This is a genomic window from Pseudomonas sp. VEM90 (genome assembly GCF_054611535.1).
The window spans coordinates 47,845-63,224 of sequence record NZ_JBTRAR010000011.1 but is presented as its reverse complement, the minus strand read 5'-3'; the positions used below and the strand labels follow the sequence as shown (position 1 = coordinate 63,224).

Sequence of the window (15,380 nt, the reverse complement as noted above, 5' to 3'; positions counted from 1 at the left end):
AACGGTGAACGGCGGGTGGAGATTGGCCGGCAGGGCCGGCCCTTTCGCGGGCAAGCCCGCTCCTACAGGGGACTATGTAAGCCGGTGAATCAGTAAAACACCCGATACCCCGCCAACCCCACAACTTCATTAAGCAGTTGCCCGCTCTGCCACATCGCCCGGCTCTCTGGCAACAGCCCGCCAAACGGCCGCGCATGATCGCGCCCCAGGAACCCCACCGGCGCCGGCACCACCTCGAACCCCGCCTTTTCAAAACTCCAGCGTGAGCGCTGCATGTGCCAGGCCTGGGTCACCAGCACCACCCTGCGAATTCCCAAAGGCTGCAGCACTTTTGCCGTCAGCTGGGCATTTTCCCAAGTCGTGCGGCTGGCCTCTTCGCGCCATTTCACCTCGACAGCGAAATCTTCACGCAGGCGATCAGCCATCAGCCTCGCCTCGCTGGGCGGCGTCCCGTAATGCAACCCGCCACTGGTCAACACTGGCAGACCGGAGGCCTTGGCCAGCCGCGCCGCAAAGCGCATACGCTCCAGCGCCGTGGCCGTGGGCTGGTCACCGCCACCCCAGGCCGGGTCCCCGCGCTCGCGCCCGGCGCCCAGCACCACAATGGCATCCGCCCGGCTCGCCAGGCCGGCCCAGTCGCTCACCGCCAGCGGCGGCTCACTTTCCAGCACACGGGCGGTTTCCTGCACCACCAGCGGCAGGCTCATCAGCCACAGACCACCCAGTCCTGCGGCAAAGCAAAGCGCCGCCAACCGTGGCCGCCGCGTGCGCAGCCACCAGGCAGCAAGCAGCAGCAAGAGCAGCACGCCCGGCGGCATCAGCCATTGTTTGATGAAGAAACGGATCGGCATCGGCCACACCTCCTTGGCAGGCGTGCAGCCTAGAAGGATCGACGCCGGTCAACAAGTGCGTACCGGCGTCGATCGTGAGTTGTGTGATAGTAAAGAACCGGCGCGCGATAGCCTGCGCCTGGCGTCCTGAACGGCTAGCGATGCGGCAGCGTCCTGGATCTCGCCTTACTGGCGGGGCGTTTCTTGTCCTTGAGCCAGATGATCTTGGCCGATGTCGGCTCCGCTTGTGGGTAACTGCCGACAGAGGCATTGTGGCGCTCCGGGAGGGAATCCAGGTAGGCCTTTATCACTTCGAACTCTGCGTGGCTCAGGCCACGCAACTCAAGCTCAGCTGGCATCTCGTCGCGCAATCGAACCGAGGTCCTGGCCGTTTCCAGTGCCAGGCCAAGCCGGTCGATCAGGCGCTCGTAAAGCTCCGGTCTGATTGCGGGTAGCTGCGTCTCTCCCATCCGTTCACCTCATTGAAGGTAAGAATATCCCCCCCACACCTGAGCTTAGCGTCGCTGCAAAAAGCAGCCGTGTGCCGCGACCAGCGGGCATTCGCAACGAAGGTTTCCCACGATACGCAGCGCTGCTGTATGCTACGGCGTTCACTCTAAACGACACCGGAGTGCCGGACGCAGCGAGGTTCCGCTGCCTGGAACAAGGTCTCTTCTCTCTCAGCCAAAAGTAGCCATGCACGAACAATACACGCCCCGTGATATCGAAGCCGCCGCCCAGAAGTTCTGGGACGAGCAACAATCGTTCGCTGTGACCGAACAGCCAGGCAAAGACACCTACTATTGCCTATCGATGTTCCCGTACCCGAGCGGCAAGCTACACATGGGCCACGTGCGCAACTACACCATCGGTGACGTGATTGCCCGCTACCAGCGCATGCTGGGCAAGAACGTCCTGCAACCGATGGGCTGGGACGCTTTCGGCATGCCCGCGGAAAACGCGGCGATGAAAAACAACGTCGCCCCGGCCAAGTGGACGTACGAAAACATCGACTACATGAAGACCCAGCTCAAGAGCCTGGGCCTGGCCATCGACTGGGCACGTGAAGTCACCACCTGCAAACCCGACTACTACCGTTGGGAGCAGTGGCTGTTCACCCGTCTGTTCGAGAAAGGCATCATTTACCGCAAGAACGGTACCGTGAACTGGGACCCGGCGGACCAGACCGTACTGGCCAACGAACAGGTCATCGACGGCCGTGGCTGGCGTTCGGGCGCGCTGATCGAGAAGCGCGAAATCCCGATGTACTATTTCCGCATCACCGATTACGCCGACGAACTGCTGGAGAGCCTCGACGAGCTGCCGGGCTGGCCTGAGCAGGTCAAGACCATGCAGCGCAACTGGATCGGCAAATCGCGCGGCATGGAAGTACAGTTCCCGTACGACCAGGCCAGCATCGGCCACGAAGGCACCCTCAAGGTCTTCACCACCCGTCCGGACACGCTGATGGGCGCCACCTACGTCGCCGTCGCCGCCGAGCACCCGCTGGCCACCCAGGCCGCGCAGGGCAACCCGGCGCTGCAGGCGTTCATCGATGAGTGCAAGAGCGGCAGCGTTGCCGAAGCCGACATGGCCACCCAAGAGAAGAAGGGCATGGCCACTTCCCTGCTGGTCGAGCACCCGCTCACTGGCGAGAAGCTGCCAGTATGGGTCGCCAACTACGTGCTGATGCACTACGGTGATGGCGCGGTAATGGCCGTACCGGCCCACGACGAGCGCGACTTCGAGTTCGCCCACAAGTACAACCTGCCGGTCAAGGCCGTGGTGCGCACCAGCGCTGGCGATGAAGTCGGCAGCGAATGGCAGGCCGCCTATGGCGAACACGGCCAGCTGATCAACTCCGCAGAATTCGACGGCCTGGACTTCGCTGGCGCCTTCGACGCCATCGAAGCGGCGCTGATCCGCAAGGAACTGGGCAAATCGCGTACCCAGTTCCGCCTGCGCGACTGGGGTATCAGCCGCCAGCGCTACTGGGGCTGCCCGATCCCGATCATCCACTGCCCGTCCTGCGGCGACGTACCGGTGCCGGAAGACCAGTTGCCGGTCACCCTGCCGGAGAACGTGGTGCCGGACGGGGCCGGTTCGCCACTGGCGCGCATGCCTGAATTCTACGAATGCAGCTGCCCGAAATGCGGTACTCCGGCCAAGCGCGAAACCGACACCATGGACACCTTCGTCGAGTCGTCCTGGTACTTCGCCCGCTACGCCTCGCCAAACTACGACAAAGGCCTGGTCGACCCCAAAGCCGCCAACCACTGGCTGCCGGTAGATCAGTACATCGGCGGTATCGAACACGCGATCCTGCACTTGCTGTACGCGCGCTTCTTCCACAAGCTGATGCGTGACGAAGGCCTGGTCACCTCGAACGAGCCGTTCAAGAACCTGCTGACCCAGGGCATGGTGGTCGCAGAGACCTACTACCGCGTTGCCAGCAACGGCGGCAAGGACTGGTTCAACCCGGCCGATGTCGAGATCGAGCGTGATGCCAAAGCCAAGATCATTGGCGCCCGCCTGAAAACCGACGGCCTGCCGGTGGAAATCGGTGGCACCGAAAAGATGTCCAAGTCGAAAAACAACGGCGTCGACCCGCAGTCCATGATCGAAGCCTATGGCGCCGACACCTGCCGCCTGTTCATGATGTTCGCCTCGCCGCCCGACATGAGCCTGGAATGGTCCGACTCCGGCGTCGAGGGTGCCAGCCGCTTCCTGCGCCGCGTCTGGCGCCTGGCTCAGGCTCACGTCAGCCAGGGTCTGCCAGGCAAGCTGGATGTCGCCGCCCTGGACGACGCGCAAAAAGTCATCCGCCGCGCGATTCACGCCGCCATCAAGCAGGCCAGCACCGACGTGGGCCAGTTCCACAAGTTCAATACCGCCATCGCCCAGGTGATGACCGTGATGAACGTGCTGGAAAAGGCCCCACAAGCCACCGAACAGGACCGTGCCCTGCTGCAGGAAGGCCTGGAAGCCGTCACCCTGCTGCTGGCACCGATCACTCCGCACATCTCTCACGCGCTGTGGCAGCACCTGGGCCATGCAGGGTCGGTGATCGATGCCGCATGGCCAAGCGTCGACGAACAGGCGCTGGTGCAGGACACCATTACCTTGGTGGTTCAGGTCAACGGTAAACTGCGCGGCCAGGTCGAGATGCCTGCTGCTGCCAGCCGCGAAGAAGTCGAAGCCGCTGCCCGCAGCAACGAGAATGTCCTGCGCTTCATCGATGGCCTGACCATCCGCAAGGTCATCGTGGTACCGGGCAAACTGGTCAACATCGTCGCCAACTGATGAAAACGCCCACCCGCATTGGCTGCGGGTGGGCGGAACAGGCCCAAAAGGGAGCAACAACATGATCAAACGCAATTTGCTGGTAATCGGCCTGGCGGTCATGCTCAGCGCCTGCGGTTTCCAGCTGCGCGGCACCGGCGCCACCGAGCTGAGCGTGAAGGAAATGGACGTCAGCGCGCGCAATGCCTATGGCCCGACCGTGGTCCAGCTGCGTGAAGTACTGGAACGTAGCGGCGTCAACGTGCACGCCGGCGCACCGTATCGCCTGGTGCTGACCAACGAACAGGAGCGCGAGCGCTCGGCCACCTACAACAGTGGCAACCGTACCGCCGAGTACGAGCTGACCACCAAGCTGGACTACAGCATCCTGGGCCTGAACAACCTGGAGCTGATGAGCGACAAGCTGGAGGTGCGCAAGGTCTACGTGCGTGACGGCTCGAACATCACCGGCTCCGAGCAGGAAGCCAAACGCGCCCGCGAAGAAATGCGCCGCGACCTGGTCAACGCCATGGTCGTACGCTTGCAAATGTTGTCCCCGTCCCAGCTGGATGAGCTGCAGCGTAAAGCCGACGAGCGTGCCAGCGCCGAAGCTGCCGCGCTGGAAGCAGCCCGCCGCCAGCAAGCCGAGACGCCTCAGCAATCGCCACTGGAAGTTCCGGGCAACTAAGCCCGTGAGGGGCGCCCTCGGGCGCCTCGCCTGCTCCCATGAAACTCGCCCCTGCCCAACTCAACAAGCACCTGCAAGGCGCCCTGGCACCGGTCTACGTGGTCAGCGGCGACGACCCGCTGCTGTGCCAGGAAGCCGCCGACGCCATCCGCAATGCCGCGCGTCAGCAAGGTTTCGATGAACGCCAGGTATTCAGTGCCGACGCCAACTTCGACTGGGGCACCCTGCTCCAGGCGGGTGCAAGCCTGTCGCTGTTCGCCCAGCGCCGCCTGCTGGAACTGCGCCTGCCCTCAGGCAAGCCCGGTGACAAAGGTGCCGCCGCGCTGATGGAATACTGCGCCAATCCCGCCGAAGACACGCTGTTGCTGATCAGCCTGCCCAAGCTCGACAGCAGTGCGCAGAAGACCAAGTGGGGCAAGGCATTGATCGAAGGCGCCCATTGCCAGTTCATCCAGATCTGGCCGGTGGATGTGCACCAGTTGCCTCAGTGGATCAACCAGCGCCTGCAACAGGCCGGCCTGTCAGCCCAGCGTGATGCCGTCGACCTGATTGCCGCGCGCGTGGAAGGCAACCTGCTGGCAGCCGCGCAGGAAATCGAAAAGCTCAAGTTGCTGGCCGAAGGCAGTCAGATCACCGTGGAAACCGTGCAGGCTGCCGTCGCCGACAGCGCCCGCTTCGATGTCTTCGGCCTGGTCGATGCCATTCTCAACGGCGAGGCTGCGCATGCCCTGCGCATGCTCGAAGGCTTGCGCGGTGAAGGTGTGGAGCCGCCCGTCATCCTCTGGGCCTTGGCCCGTGAGCTGCGTCAGCTGGCGGGGCTGGCCCAGCAGTTCAGCCAAGGCGTGCCATTGGACAAAGCGTTCAGCCAGACCCGCCCGCCCATCTGGGACAAACGCCGACCGCTGGTCAGCAAGGCCCTGCAGCGCCTCTCGGCGCAGCGCTGGGCACAACTGCTGCAGGATGCCCAGCGTATCGATGCGCAGATCAAAGGGCAGGCAGAAGGTTCGCCCTGGATTGGCCTGGCGCGGCTGTCGCTGTTGATGGCTGGCCAGCGCCTGACCCTGCCGCCCATGTAGGGGCGGGTTTACCCGCGAAAGGGCCGGGGCTGCCGGCCAATATCCCCGGTCATTCGCCGTCGCAGCCGCCACCGTATTCGCGGGTGAACCCGCTCCTACACCTGATCGGGGGCGGACACACATCAGGGGTTGGACACAGGCCGTCGTGTAGGAGCGGGTTCACCCGCGAAGAGGCCGGCCCTGCTGGCCAGTCTCCACCCGCCGTTCACCGTTGACGCCGCTACCGTATTCGCGGGTGAACCCGCTCCTACGCCGATCGGGGGCGGACACACATTGGCGATTGGGCGCAGGCCCGCGCCTGCATAGGCACCAGAGCCTCGATCATATACACAATCAATTGGCCCCCACCCCTCGGGGGGCCTACAGTGCGCCCGAAACCCACCCAACCCCGGGAGACCGCCATGAGCAAAAAGCCGAAAAAGCACGGCCCCAACAAGGCCAAGTCCATCATCGCCCAGCCACTGTTCCGCTGCCGCCAGGAACAACCGAACAAGGGCAAAGGCAGCTACCGCCGCGAAGCCTTCCAATCGAGAGATTGGGAGGCTTCCTACTTTTTGGCTGCATGAAAGCATCGCAAGCGCAGGCATGATATGGTCGTCACCTGACCTGCAACTCTGGATCTGTGCATGCTCTTCCGTATTATCCCCCGCTGGGAAACCCGCCAGCTGATCGCGGCCTCCAGCTTCATCCTGCTCGTGGCCTGTGCGGAAAAGCCCACCGCCGCCGACGCGCTGCCGCTGGCCCCTGCCCAACCCAACCCAGTGGTGACCGTGCCCGGCGCAACGCCCGACGTCAGCACTGAAATCCAGCCTCTGCAAACCTTCGCCCAATGGCAAGCGGGCTTCCGCGAGCAGGCCCTGCAAGCCGGCATTTCGCCGAGCACCTTCGACCGCGCCTTCCTCGGTGTCACCCCCGACCTGGACGTGATCAAGGCAGATCGCAGCCAGCCGGAGTTCACCCGCCCGGTATGGGAATATCTCGAAGGCGCCCTGTCGCCCCTGCGTGTGCGCAACGGCAAGAAGCTGCTGGTGCAGAACGCTGAGCTGCTGACTCGCCTCGAGCAACAATATGGCGTGGACCGCCAGGTGCTGGTCGCGGTGTGGGGCATGGAAAGCAACTTCGGTCAGTTCCAGGGCAGCAAGTCGGTGATCCGCTCGCTGGCCACTTTGGCCTATGAGGGCCGCCGCCCACAGTTCGCCCAGGACCAGCTGATTGCCGCGCTGCAGATCATCCAGCATGGTGACATCCAGCCTGAAGCCATGCGGGGCTCGTGGGCCGGCGCCATGGGCCAGACCCAGTTCATCCCGACCACCTACAACACCCATGCCGTGGACTTCGACGGCGATGGCCGCCGCGACATCTGGAACAGCACACCAGACGCCCTGGCCTCAACAGCGCACTACCTGCAGAGTTCGGGCTGGAAACGCGGCCAACCGTGGGGCTTCGAGGTACAGGTGCCGGCTGGTTTCGACTTCTGGCAGGCCGATGGCGCACAGCGCAAACCGGTGAGTGAATGGCTGGCGATGGGCTTAAAACTGCCAGCAGGTACCCGCCTGCCAGCAGGTAGCAACCAACTGTCTGCCGCCCTGCTGCTGCCGGCCGGTGCACGCGGCCCGGCGTTCCTGGTGCTGGACAACTTCCGCGCCATCCTCAAGTACAACAACTCGTCGTCCTATGCCTTGGCAGTGAGCCTGCTCGGGGATCGCTTCAGCGGCTGGGGCTTCATTGCCGGCAGTTGGCCGAAAGAGGACCTGCCGCTCAGTCGCAGCGAGCGCATGGAGCTGCAGCACTTGTTGAACAGCCGCGGGCATGATGCGGGTAAAGCCGATGGCATTATCGGGGCCAATACCCGCAAGGCGATCCGCAATGCCCAGCAAGGGCTGGGATGGCCAGCGGATGGCTACCCGACCCATAAGCTGCTTGAGAGCCTGCGGCAGCAGTAAGCATTTCGGGGCCGCTGCGCGGCCCCGACAATCTCACGCCCTGAACAGATCCTGCTCCAGCACCAGTGTTTGCTGAACACTGTCCAGCCTTACCCGAGCCCCCAGCGGCAAGCATACATTCGGGTCACAATGCCCGCTGCGCCAACCCGCCAGCACCGGCACCCCCAGCGGTGCAAACGTATCCTCCAGCAACGGCGTCAGCGCCGCTGTGGTAATCCCGGCAAAGTCACCCACCAGCACGCCTTTGATCCCCTCCAGCTTGCCTGCCAGGCGTAACTGGGTCAGCAGCCGATCCACCCGGTACAACGGCTCGTTGACGTCCTCGATGAACAGGATGCAGCCTTGGGTATCCAGCTCGGCAAGCGTCCCCATGGTCGCACCCAGCATCGACAGATTGCCACCCAACAGCGGCCCGCTGGCCACCCCCGGCAGCACGCTATCCAAAGCGAAGCCCTCCGGGTGCGCGACCTGCTCGCCTGCCTTCACAAGCCCACCCAGCTGCGCCAGCAACGACGACTCGGTAGGTGGCAACTTGGCGCCCAGCAGGTCGGCATTGAGCATCCCCCCATGGAAGGTCACCAGTCCGGCATGCCGGTAGATCGCCGTATGCAGCGCGGTGATGTCGCTGTAGCCGATCAGCGGCTTGGGGTTGCGTCGGATCAGTTCGAAGTCGAGCTGATCAAGCAAGCGCATGCTGCCGTACCCCCCACGCATGCACAGAATGGCGTCAATGGCCGGATCGGCAAAGGCTGCGTGCAAGTCCTGCAGGCGCTGCTGGTCCGGCCCAGCCAGGTAGCCCTGCGCCTGCAGGGCACCCGGGTAGATACAGCAACGGTAGCCGCGGTCGACGAACCACTGGCTAACGTTGTGCGCATCAAGCCGCGCCGCGCCCGCCGGGGCGACAATGGCAAAGCACGCGTTGGCCGGCAACGCGGCTGGCAGGGTGGGTTGGAAGGTTTTGGCGCAATACATCGCGGCTCCTTGCAGCGCATGGGACACAAACAAAAATGCCGATGCCGCCCTTGGGCGCGCATCGGCATCTGTGGCTCTGCTCTTGGCTAGAGCATAGCTCAGAGCTTGATCTTGGCTTCGTGAGCCTGCTGGTCGGCGTGGTACGAAGAACGCACCAGCGGGCCAGAAGCAACGTTCTTGAAGCCCATCTTGTAACCCTCCTCGGCGAACCAGGCAAAGGTGTCCGGGTGAACGAAACGCTGCACCGGCAAATGGCTGCGCGACGGCTGCAGGTACTGGCCGAGGGTAAGCATGTCGATGTCATGCTCGCGCATGCGGTGCATCACTTCGATCACTTCCTCGTCGGTCTCACCCAGGCCGAGCATCAGGCCCGACTTGGTCGGTACGTGCGGCACCAACTGCTTGAACTTCTGCAGCAGGTCCAGCGACCAGTCATAGTCCGACCCCGGGCGCGCGGCCTTGTACAGGCGCGGTACGGTCTCGAGGTTGTGGTTGAACACATCCGGCGGTTCTTGCGCGGTGATTTCCAGGGCAACGTCCATACGGCCGCGGTAGTCCGGCACCAAGGTCTCCAACTGCACGCCCGGCGACAGCGCGCGGATTTCGCGGATGCAGTCAGCAAAGTGCTGGGCACCACCGTCACGCAGGTCGTCGCGGTCCACCGAGGTGATCACCACATACTTCAGGCGCAGGTCGGCAATGGCAACCGCCAGGTTTTTCGGCTCGTCCAGATCCAGCGGCTTCGGTCGGCCGTGGCCAACGTCACAGAACGGGCAACGACGGGTGCAGATGTCACCCATGATCATGAAGGTGGCGGTACCACCCGAGAAGCACTCGCCCAGGTTCGGGCAGGATGCTTCTTCGCACACGCTGTGCAGTTTGTGCTTGCGCAGCAGTTGCTTGATGCGGTCTACCTCGGGCGACACCGGGATACGCACGCGAATCCAGTCGGGCTTCTTTGGCAGCTCATCGGTAGGGATGATCTTCACCGGGATGCGCGCGACTTTGTCGGCACCACGCAGCTTGACCCCAGCTTCCACCTTCTTCGGCGCTGGGCGCGGGGTGGCATCCTGGGTAGGTATCAGGTTCGGCACGGCTTCTTGCACAGTTGTCATATTCAGTCGATTCCGCCCGTGAGGGTCGTCTGCTCAGCGTAGTCGAGGTGCTTGACCAGCTGTCCGCGCAGCCTTGTCCTGACCTCGTCGAGTTCGATCGGACCTGCCAGGTCGCGCAGCTGGGTCATCGCCAGCCCCGCATAGCCGCAGGGGTTGATTCGGCGGAATGGCGCAAGGTCCATGTCCACGTTCAGGGCAAGGCCGTGAAACGAACGGCCGTTGCGAATTCGCAGGCCGAGGGAGGCGATTTTCGCTCCGTCGACATAGACACCCGGGGCATCAGGCTTGGCTGACGCCTGAACAGCATAGCTGGCGAGCAGGTCGATGAGGGCCTGCTCGATACGGCTGACCAGCTCACGCACGCCAAAGCCCAGCCGGCGCACATCCAGCAGCAGGTAGGCCACCAGCTGGCCGGGGCCATGGTAGGTGACCTGGCCGCCGCGGTCGGTCTGCACCACCGGGATGTCGCCCGGCACCAGCAGGTGTTCGGCCTTGCCGGCCTGCCCCTGAGTGAAGACCGCAGGGTGCTCGACCAGCCAGATTTCATCCTGGCTGTCCGGGCTGCGCTGCTCGGTAAAACGACGCATGGCCTCGAGCACCGGTTCATAGGGCTGCAGGCCAAGCTCGCGAAAACCGAGGCAGGCGGACATCAGAGCACCATTTTCACGATGCCAGTAGCGCGCAGAGCGCTGTTGATATCGTGCAACTGGTTCTCGCTTTCGGCAACGATGTGCAATTGCACGGTGGTGTACTTGCCTTCCTTGCTCTGGCGTTCGGCCAGGGTGGAAAGGTCGACTTTGGCGTGCTTGCTGAGAATCTCGATGACCGTGTCCTTGAAACCGACAACGGTGTCACCGATGACCTTGATCGGGTAATCGTCGCAGGGGAATTCGATCTTGTGCGACTTGACGTCTGGTTCGCTCATGGCGGAAACGGCCTCGTAAGCCGTGGCAACAACAACACCCCCGCGGTATGCGCGGGGGCATGCAGGTCACGTATCAGTTGAACAACCCGTAGAAGAATAGACGGATGCTATCCCACATACGGCGGAAGAAACCACCTTCCTCGACGCCATCAAGGGCGATCAGGTCGGCGCTGTGAACCACTTTCTCGTCCAGTTTGACTTCCACTTTGCCGATCACGTCACCTTTGGCGATCGGTGCGGTGAGCTGCGGGTTCATGGTCATCGAAGCCTGCAGGCGCTTCAATTGGCCTTTAGGCATGGTCATGGTCAGGTCGTCCGCCAGGCCAGCCTTGACTTGGCTGGTGGCACCCTTCCAGACCGGTGCCTGGGTCAGCTCGGTGCCCTTCTGGTAGAAGGTTTGGGTTTCGAAGAAGCGGAAACCGTAGGTCAGCAGCTTCTGGGTTTCGGCAGCACGCGATTGTTCGCTGTTGGTACCGAACACCACGGCAATCAGGCGCTGGCCGTCACGTACGGCAGAGGCCACCATGCAGTAGCCGGCTTCGTCGGTGTGACCGGTTTTCAGGCCATCGACGGTCTTGTCACGCCACAGCAGCAGGTTGCGGTTAGGCTGCTTGATGTTGTTCCACAAGAACTCTTTCTGCGAGTAGATGGCGTAGTGGGCCGGATCGACACTGATGATCGCACGGGCCAGGGTCGCCATGTCGTGCGCCGACGAGTAGTGCTCAGGGTTAGGCAGGCCGGTCGGGTTCATGAAGTGGCTGTTGGTCATGCCCAGGTCGGCAGCCGTCTTGTTCATCATGTCGGCGAAGGCGTCTTCGCTGCCGGCGATATGCTCGGCCAAGGCGACCGAGGCGTCGTTACCGGACTGGATGATGATGCCGTGCAGCAGGTCGCTGACCGTTACCTGGCTGCCAACCTTGATGAACATGCGCGAACCGCCGGTACGCCATGCGTTTTCGCTGACGGTAACCGGGTCGTTTTCACCGATCTGGCCACGTCGGATGTCCAGCGTGGCGATGTAGGCGGTCATCAGCTTGGTCAGGCTGGCTGGCGGCAGGCGCTCGTCACCGTTGTTCTCGACCAGCACGTTGCCGCTGGACGCGTCCATGAGTACGTAGGACTTGGCTGCCAGTTGTGGTGGCGCCGGCGTCATCTGCTCGGCCGCGAAGGCGACAGGCGTGATCAGCAGCAGTACAGGCAGGCAAAGTCGTTTGGCAAGGTTGGTGATGTTCATCCGTCTCTCGAAAATCGCTAATGGTCTGAGATGTTCCCTGGGCAAGATCATGTGCCCAGCGCCAGTCAGTCTAGTTTTATGGCCGTTGGCCTGGCCCGCGAACGTGCGGCTTTATGTCGCTGCGGGCAAAAGCTGTCATTGTACATGGCCGAGCCCGGCAATTCATGACAAAACCGCAGTCAGTCTGCTGTGACCACCTTGGCCTGCCCCAAGTTCGCCAAGCGAATGCTGTCTTGTGCTTGCCGGATCTCACCCTGGCTGCCGATCGGCCCCAGGCGCACGCGGTGCAGGGTCTGCTGGTTACGCACGATCGAGCTGATGAACACGGGTGCACTGACCATGGTGCTGAGCTTGGCGCGCAGCAACTCGGCAGCGTCAGGGTTGGCGAAAGCGCCTACCTGCAAGAAACTGCCAGCGTTGCCGCCGGGCACGTTGTTGCCACCCACCTGCACCGGGACCACTGGTGCTGCGTGTTGCTGTGGTGGCGGGTTCCATTGCTCGACACGCCCGGTGCTGGCCGGTATTGCCTGGGTTTGCGCCACTTGCGGCTCCTTCAACACCATCGGCGGCGTCTGGCCACGCTGAGCCCACCACTGCTTCGGATCGATACCCTCGACGCGCACGCGCGCAGTGCCGATTTCGGCATAGCCGAGCTTTTTCGCCGCAGCATAGGACAAGTCGATGATACGGTCGGAGTAGAACGGGCCGCGGTCGTTCACGCGAAGGATCACGCTGCGGCCGTTCGCCAGGTTGGTCACCCGCACATAGGCTGGCAGTGGCAGGGTCTTGTGCGCTGCGCTCATGCCATACAGGTCGTACAGCTCACCGTTGGCAGTGTTCTGCCCGTGGAATTTGGTGCCGTACCATGACGCCGTACCCTCGGCGCGGTAGTTGCGCGAGTCCTGTATCGGGTAGTAGGTCTTGCCAAGCACGGTGTACGGGTTGGCCTTGTAGTTACCGGTGTGCACGGTCGGCGTGGCATCGGGGATCTTGTTCACATCCACGTCCCACCACGGTGCGCCGTCCTTGTGCGCCCGGTTGATGTCAAGGCCCGGCTGGCTGCGCACGACATTACCACTGCTTTGCGGGGCCGGGCGGTTGGAAGAGCAGCTGGCCAGCGCCACACCGACGGTGAGGCAGGTGAGCAGCTTGAAAGAGTTGGCAGAGATGATTGCGCGCATTACTTGATGCCCCGTACTTGAACCAGCTGTTCCGCAAGCTGATGTACCGCCATGGCATACATCACGCTGCGGTTGTAGCGAGTGATCGCGTAGAAGTTCTTCAGGCCCATCCAGTACTCGGGACCGTTCTGGCCTTCGAGACGGAAGGCGGTAACCGGCAGATCATCGCGCAGGGAATCATGAACCGACCAGCCAAGCGTACGCAACTCTCCAACCGTTTTCACCGGCTCGATGCCGGTCGTCAGACCTTCGTCGACGCGCTCGCCGGCCACCCTGGCGCGACTGACCACACCCTGCCCGGCCACCCAGCCGTGGCGCTTGAAGTAGCTGGCCACGCTGCCGATGGCATCGTCAGGGTTGTTCCAGATATTGATATGGCCGTCCCCGTCGAAGTCCACCGCGTAGTGGCGGAAGCTGCTTGGCATGAACTGCGGCAGCCCCATGGCACCGGCGTATGACCCCTTGAGCGTCAAGGGGTCGAGCTGTTCCTCGCGGGCCAGCAGCAGGAACTCACGCAGCTCCTTGCGGAAGAATTCGGCCCGTGGCGGATAGTCGAAGCCCAGCGTCGACAGGGCGTCGATCACCCGGTAGTTGCCGGTATTGCGGCCAAAAAAGGTTTCCACGCCAATGATCGCGACAATGTACTGCGCAGGTACGCCGTACTCCTGCTCGGCCCGCGTCAATACGGCCTCGTGCTGGCGCCAGAAGTCCACACCGCGAGCGATACGCGCATCGGTGATGAACATCGGCCGGTAGTCCTTCCACGGTTTGACCCGTTCGGCCGGGCGCGATATGGCGTCGAGGATCGACTGCTTGCGCTGCACCTCACGAAACACACCCATCAGTTGCTCAGGCGCAAAACCATAGTCGCGGCTCAGTTCGCCAACGAACGCGGCTACCTGGGGCGAGCCGTCGTATTCGCCGGCATGGGCCAGCTGTACAGCGCCGAACAGGCCCATCGCTCCGATCCAAGGCGCACAACGGGCAGCCCAGTTACGCACTGCTTGCATGAAATTGTTCACCTTATTCAAACCTGCGCGATCCATTTGCGGTGCGTATGGATCGACATCAAAACGCCAAACGCTGACAGCAGCGTCACCAACGATGTTCCGCCATAGCTGATGAACGGTAGCGGCACGCCCACCACGGGCAGAAGGCCACTTACCATTCCGATATTGACGAATACGTATACAAAAAAGGTCATGGTCAGGCTGCCCGCAAGCAGCTTGCCAAACAGGGTCTGCGCCTGGGCCGTGATCACCAGGCCACGGCCGATCAGCAGCAGGTAGACAATCAGCAGCAGGCAGATGCCGACCAGGCCGAACTCCTCGCCGAGCACGGCGATGATGAAGTCGGTGTGGCTTTCCGGCAGAAAGTCCAGGTGCGACTGTGTGCCAAGCAGCCAGCCTTTGCCAAACACCCCGCCCGAGCCGATCGCCGCCTTGGACTGGATGATGTTCCAACCGGTGCCCAACGGGTCGCTTTCAGGGTCGAGGAAGGTCAATACCCGCTGCTTCTGGTAGTCGTGCATGACGAAGAACCACATTGCCACTGCGACTGGCACTGCTGCCGCCAGCACGCTGAGAATCCAGCGCCAGCGCAAGCCGCCCATGAACAGCACGAACGCACCGGAGGCCAGGATCAGCAGCGCGGTCCCCAGGTCGGGCTGACGCACGATCAGCATGAACGGCACACCGATCAGCACCAGGCTGATCGCCACGTGCTTCAAATGGGGCGGCAAGGTGCGCTTGGACAGGTACCAGGCGATGGTCGCCGGCATGATGATCTTCATGAATTCCGAGGGCTGGAAGCGGATCACCCCTGGGATGTTGATCCAGCGCGTGGCACCCATGGCGTTGTGGCCCATCACGTCCACCACCACCAGCAGCAGCACTCCGGTGAGGTAGGCCAGCGGCACCCAGCGCGCCATGAAGCGCGGCTCCAGCTGGGCGATGACGAACATCGACACCAGACCGATGCCAAACGAGGTGGCTTGCTTGAGCAGCAGGTCCCAGTTCTTGCCACTGGCCGAATACAGTACGAACAGGCTGCCGGCTGCAAGGGTCAGCAGAATGATCAGCAAGGGGCCGTCGATATGGATGCGCTGCAGAAAGCTGGCACGCCGACGCATCAC

15 protein-coding genes are annotated in these 15,380 nt (G+C 62.9%); 5 read left to right on the top strand and 10 right to left on the bottom strand.

What is annotated here, in order from left to right; translation table 11 throughout:
* Positions 1-89: 89 nt before the first annotated feature.
* A complete protein-coding gene (locus ACYCCG_RS12645; protein WP_339444021.1) occupies positions 90-851 on the bottom strand; it encodes a YdcF family protein in 762 nt (253 codons plus the stop codon).
* Positions 852-985: 134 nt separating this feature from the next.
* Positions 986-1,300, bottom strand: a complete 315-nt coding sequence (locus tag ACYCCG_RS12640; protein ID WP_176683216.1) for a hypothetical protein — start codon at positions 1,298-1,300, stop codon at positions 986-988.
* Between the two features lie 226 nt (positions 1,301-1,526).
* On the opposite strand from ACYCCG_RS12640, the gene leuS reads away from it, so the two are divergent.
* The 5 genes from leuS to ACYCCG_RS12615 all read left to right on the top strand — a co-directional run bounded on the left by leuS (position 1,527) and on the right by ACYCCG_RS12615 (position 7,819).
* Positions 1,527-4,133 carry a leucine--tRNA ligase gene (leuS, locus tag ACYCCG_RS12635; protein WP_209963246.1) on the top strand — a complete coding sequence of 869 codons (2,607 nt, stop codon included), beginning with the start codon at positions 1,527-1,529 and terminating at the stop codon, positions 4,131-4,133.
* A gap of 61 nt (positions 4,134-4,194) precedes the next feature.
* On the top strand, positions 4,195-4,800 hold the full coding sequence (locus ACYCCG_RS12630; protein WP_176683214.1) for an LPS-assembly lipoprotein LptE: 606 nt from the start codon (positions 4,195-4,197) through the stop codon (positions 4,798-4,800).
* A 38-nt stretch (positions 4,801-4,838) separates the two neighbouring features.
* On the top strand, positions 4,839-5,876 hold the full coding sequence (gene holA, locus ACYCCG_RS12625) for a DNA polymerase III subunit delta (RefSeq protein WP_459670611.1): 1,038 nt from the start codon (positions 4,839-4,841) through the stop codon (positions 5,874-5,876).
* A 401-nt stretch (positions 5,877-6,277) separates the two neighbouring features.
* The gene (gene arfA / locus ACYCCG_RS12620) at positions 6,278-6,442 is read left to right on the top strand and encodes an alternative ribosome rescue factor ArfA (protein ID WP_003257578.1); all 165 of its coding nucleotides are present in this window, start codon (positions 6,278-6,280) and stop codon (positions 6,440-6,442) included.
* Between the two features lie 60 nt (positions 6,443-6,502).
* Positions 6,503-7,819, top strand: a complete 1,317-nt coding sequence (locus ACYCCG_RS12615; protein WP_209963243.1) for a lytic murein transglycosylase — start codon at positions 6,503-6,505, stop codon at positions 7,817-7,819.
* 33 nt (positions 7,820-7,852) lie between these two features.
* Here the strand turns inward: ACYCCG_RS12615 and ACYCCG_RS12610 are convergent, their stop codons facing one another.
* The 8 genes from ACYCCG_RS12610 to rodA form a co-directional block, all read right to left on the bottom strand.
* Positions 7,853-8,791 carry a S66 peptidase family protein gene (locus tag ACYCCG_RS12610; RefSeq protein WP_339444025.1) on the bottom strand — a complete coding sequence of 313 codons (939 nt, stop codon included), beginning with the start codon at positions 8,789-8,791 and terminating at the stop codon, positions 7,853-7,855.
* A 98-nt stretch (positions 8,792-8,889) separates the two neighbouring features.
* Positions 8,890-9,906: a lipoyl synthase gene (gene lipA, locus ACYCCG_RS12605; RefSeq protein WP_003249742.1), complete on the bottom strand. Its 1,017-nt coding sequence runs from the start codon at positions 9,904-9,906 to the stop codon at positions 8,890-8,892.
* Between the two features lie 2 nt (positions 9,907-9,908).
* Positions 9,909-10,556 (bottom strand): lipoyl(octanoyl) transferase LipB, encoded by a 648-nt coding sequence (gene lipB / locus ACYCCG_RS12600; RefSeq protein ID WP_176683210.1) that lies wholly within the window; start codon positions 10,554-10,556, stop codon positions 9,909-9,911.
* Positions 10,556-10,831, bottom strand: coding sequence for a DUF493 domain-containing protein (locus ACYCCG_RS12595; RefSeq protein WP_003249736.1), 276 nt, complete (start codon positions 10,829-10,831; stop codon positions 10,556-10,558). Before ACYCCG_RS12595 ends, lipB begins: the two co-directional genes overlap by 1 nt.
* A 73-nt stretch (positions 10,832-10,904) precedes the next feature.
* Positions 10,905-12,065, bottom strand: a complete 1,161-nt coding sequence (locus ACYCCG_RS12590) for a D-alanyl-D-alanine carboxypeptidase family protein (protein ID WP_176683209.1) — start codon at positions 12,063-12,065, stop codon at positions 10,905-10,907.
* Positions 12,066-12,244: 179 nt separating this feature from the next.
* Positions 12,245-13,246, bottom strand: coding sequence for a septal ring lytic transglycosylase RlpA family protein (locus ACYCCG_RS12585; protein ID WP_459670605.1), 1,002 nt, complete (start codon positions 13,244-13,246; stop codon positions 12,245-12,247).
* The gene (gene mltB / locus ACYCCG_RS12580; protein ID WP_176683207.1) at positions 13,246-14,256 is read right to left on the bottom strand and encodes a lytic murein transglycosylase B; all 1,011 of its coding nucleotides are present in this window, start codon (positions 14,254-14,256) and stop codon (positions 13,246-13,248) included. The genes ACYCCG_RS12585 and mltB overlap by 1 nt, the downstream gene beginning before the upstream one ends.
* Before the next feature lie 17 nt (positions 14,257-14,273).
* A complete protein-coding gene (gene rodA, locus ACYCCG_RS12575) occupies positions 14,274-15,377 on the bottom strand; it encodes a rod shape-determining protein RodA (RefSeq protein WP_176683257.1) in 1,104 nt (367 codons plus the stop codon).
* Positions 15,378-15,380 lie beyond the last annotated feature (3 nt).

Excerpts from the sequence above, each read along its gene's own strand:
- ACYCCG_RS12630 (WP_176683214.1), top strand. The coding sequence starts at position 4,195 with ATGATCAAACGCAATTTGCTGGTAATCGGCCTGGCGGTCATGCTCAGC.
- arfA (WP_003257578.1), top strand. The coding sequence starts at position 6,278 with ATGAGCAAAAAGCCGAAAAAGCACGGCCCCAACAAGGCCAAGTCCATC.
- mltB (WP_176683207.1), bottom strand. The coding sequence starts at position 14,256 with ATGCAAGCAGTGCGTAACTGGGCTGCCCGTTGTGCGCCTTGGATCGGA.
- leuS (WP_209963246.1), top strand. The coding sequence starts at position 1,527 with ATGCACGAACAATACACGCCCCGTGATATCGAAGCCGCCGCCCAGAAG.
- rodA (WP_176683257.1), bottom strand. The coding sequence starts at position 15,377 with ATGCGTCGGCGTGCCAGCTTTCTGCAGCGCATCCATATCGACGGCCCC.
- holA (WP_459670611.1), top strand. The coding sequence starts at position 4,839 with ATGAAACTCGCCCCTGCCCAACTCAACAAGCACCTGCAAGGCGCCCTG.
- ACYCCG_RS12590 (WP_176683209.1), bottom strand. The coding sequence starts at position 12,065 with ATGAACATCACCAACCTTGCCAAACGACTTTGCCTGCCTGTACTGCTG.
- lipB (WP_176683210.1), bottom strand. The coding sequence starts at position 10,556 with ATGTCCGCCTGCCTCGGTTTTCGCGAGCTTGGCCTGCAGCCCTATGAA.
- ACYCCG_RS12640 (WP_176683216.1), bottom strand. The coding sequence starts at position 1,300 with ATGGGAGAGACGCAGCTACCCGCAATCAGACCGGAGCTTTACGAGCGC.
- ACYCCG_RS12585 (WP_459670605.1), bottom strand. The coding sequence starts at position 13,246 with ATGCGCGCAATCATCTCTGCCAACTCTTTCAAGCTGCTCACCTGCCTC.
- ACYCCG_RS12610 (WP_339444025.1), bottom strand. The coding sequence starts at position 8,791 with ATGTATTGCGCCAAAACCTTCCAACCCACCCTGCCAGCCGCGTTGCCG.
- ACYCCG_RS12595 (WP_003249736.1), bottom strand. The coding sequence starts at position 10,831 with ATGAGCGAACCAGACGTCAAGTCGCACAAGATCGAATTCCCCTGCGAC.
- ACYCCG_RS12645 (WP_339444021.1), bottom strand. The coding sequence starts at position 851 with ATGCCGATCCGTTTCTTCATCAAACAATGGCTGATGCCGCCGGGCGTG.
- lipA (WP_003249742.1), bottom strand. The coding sequence starts at position 9,906 with ATGACAACTGTGCAAGAAGCCGTGCCGAACCTGATACCTACCCAGGAT.
- ACYCCG_RS12615 (WP_209963243.1), top strand. The coding sequence starts at position 6,503 with ATGCTCTTCCGTATTATCCCCCGCTGGGAAACCCGCCAGCTGATCGCG.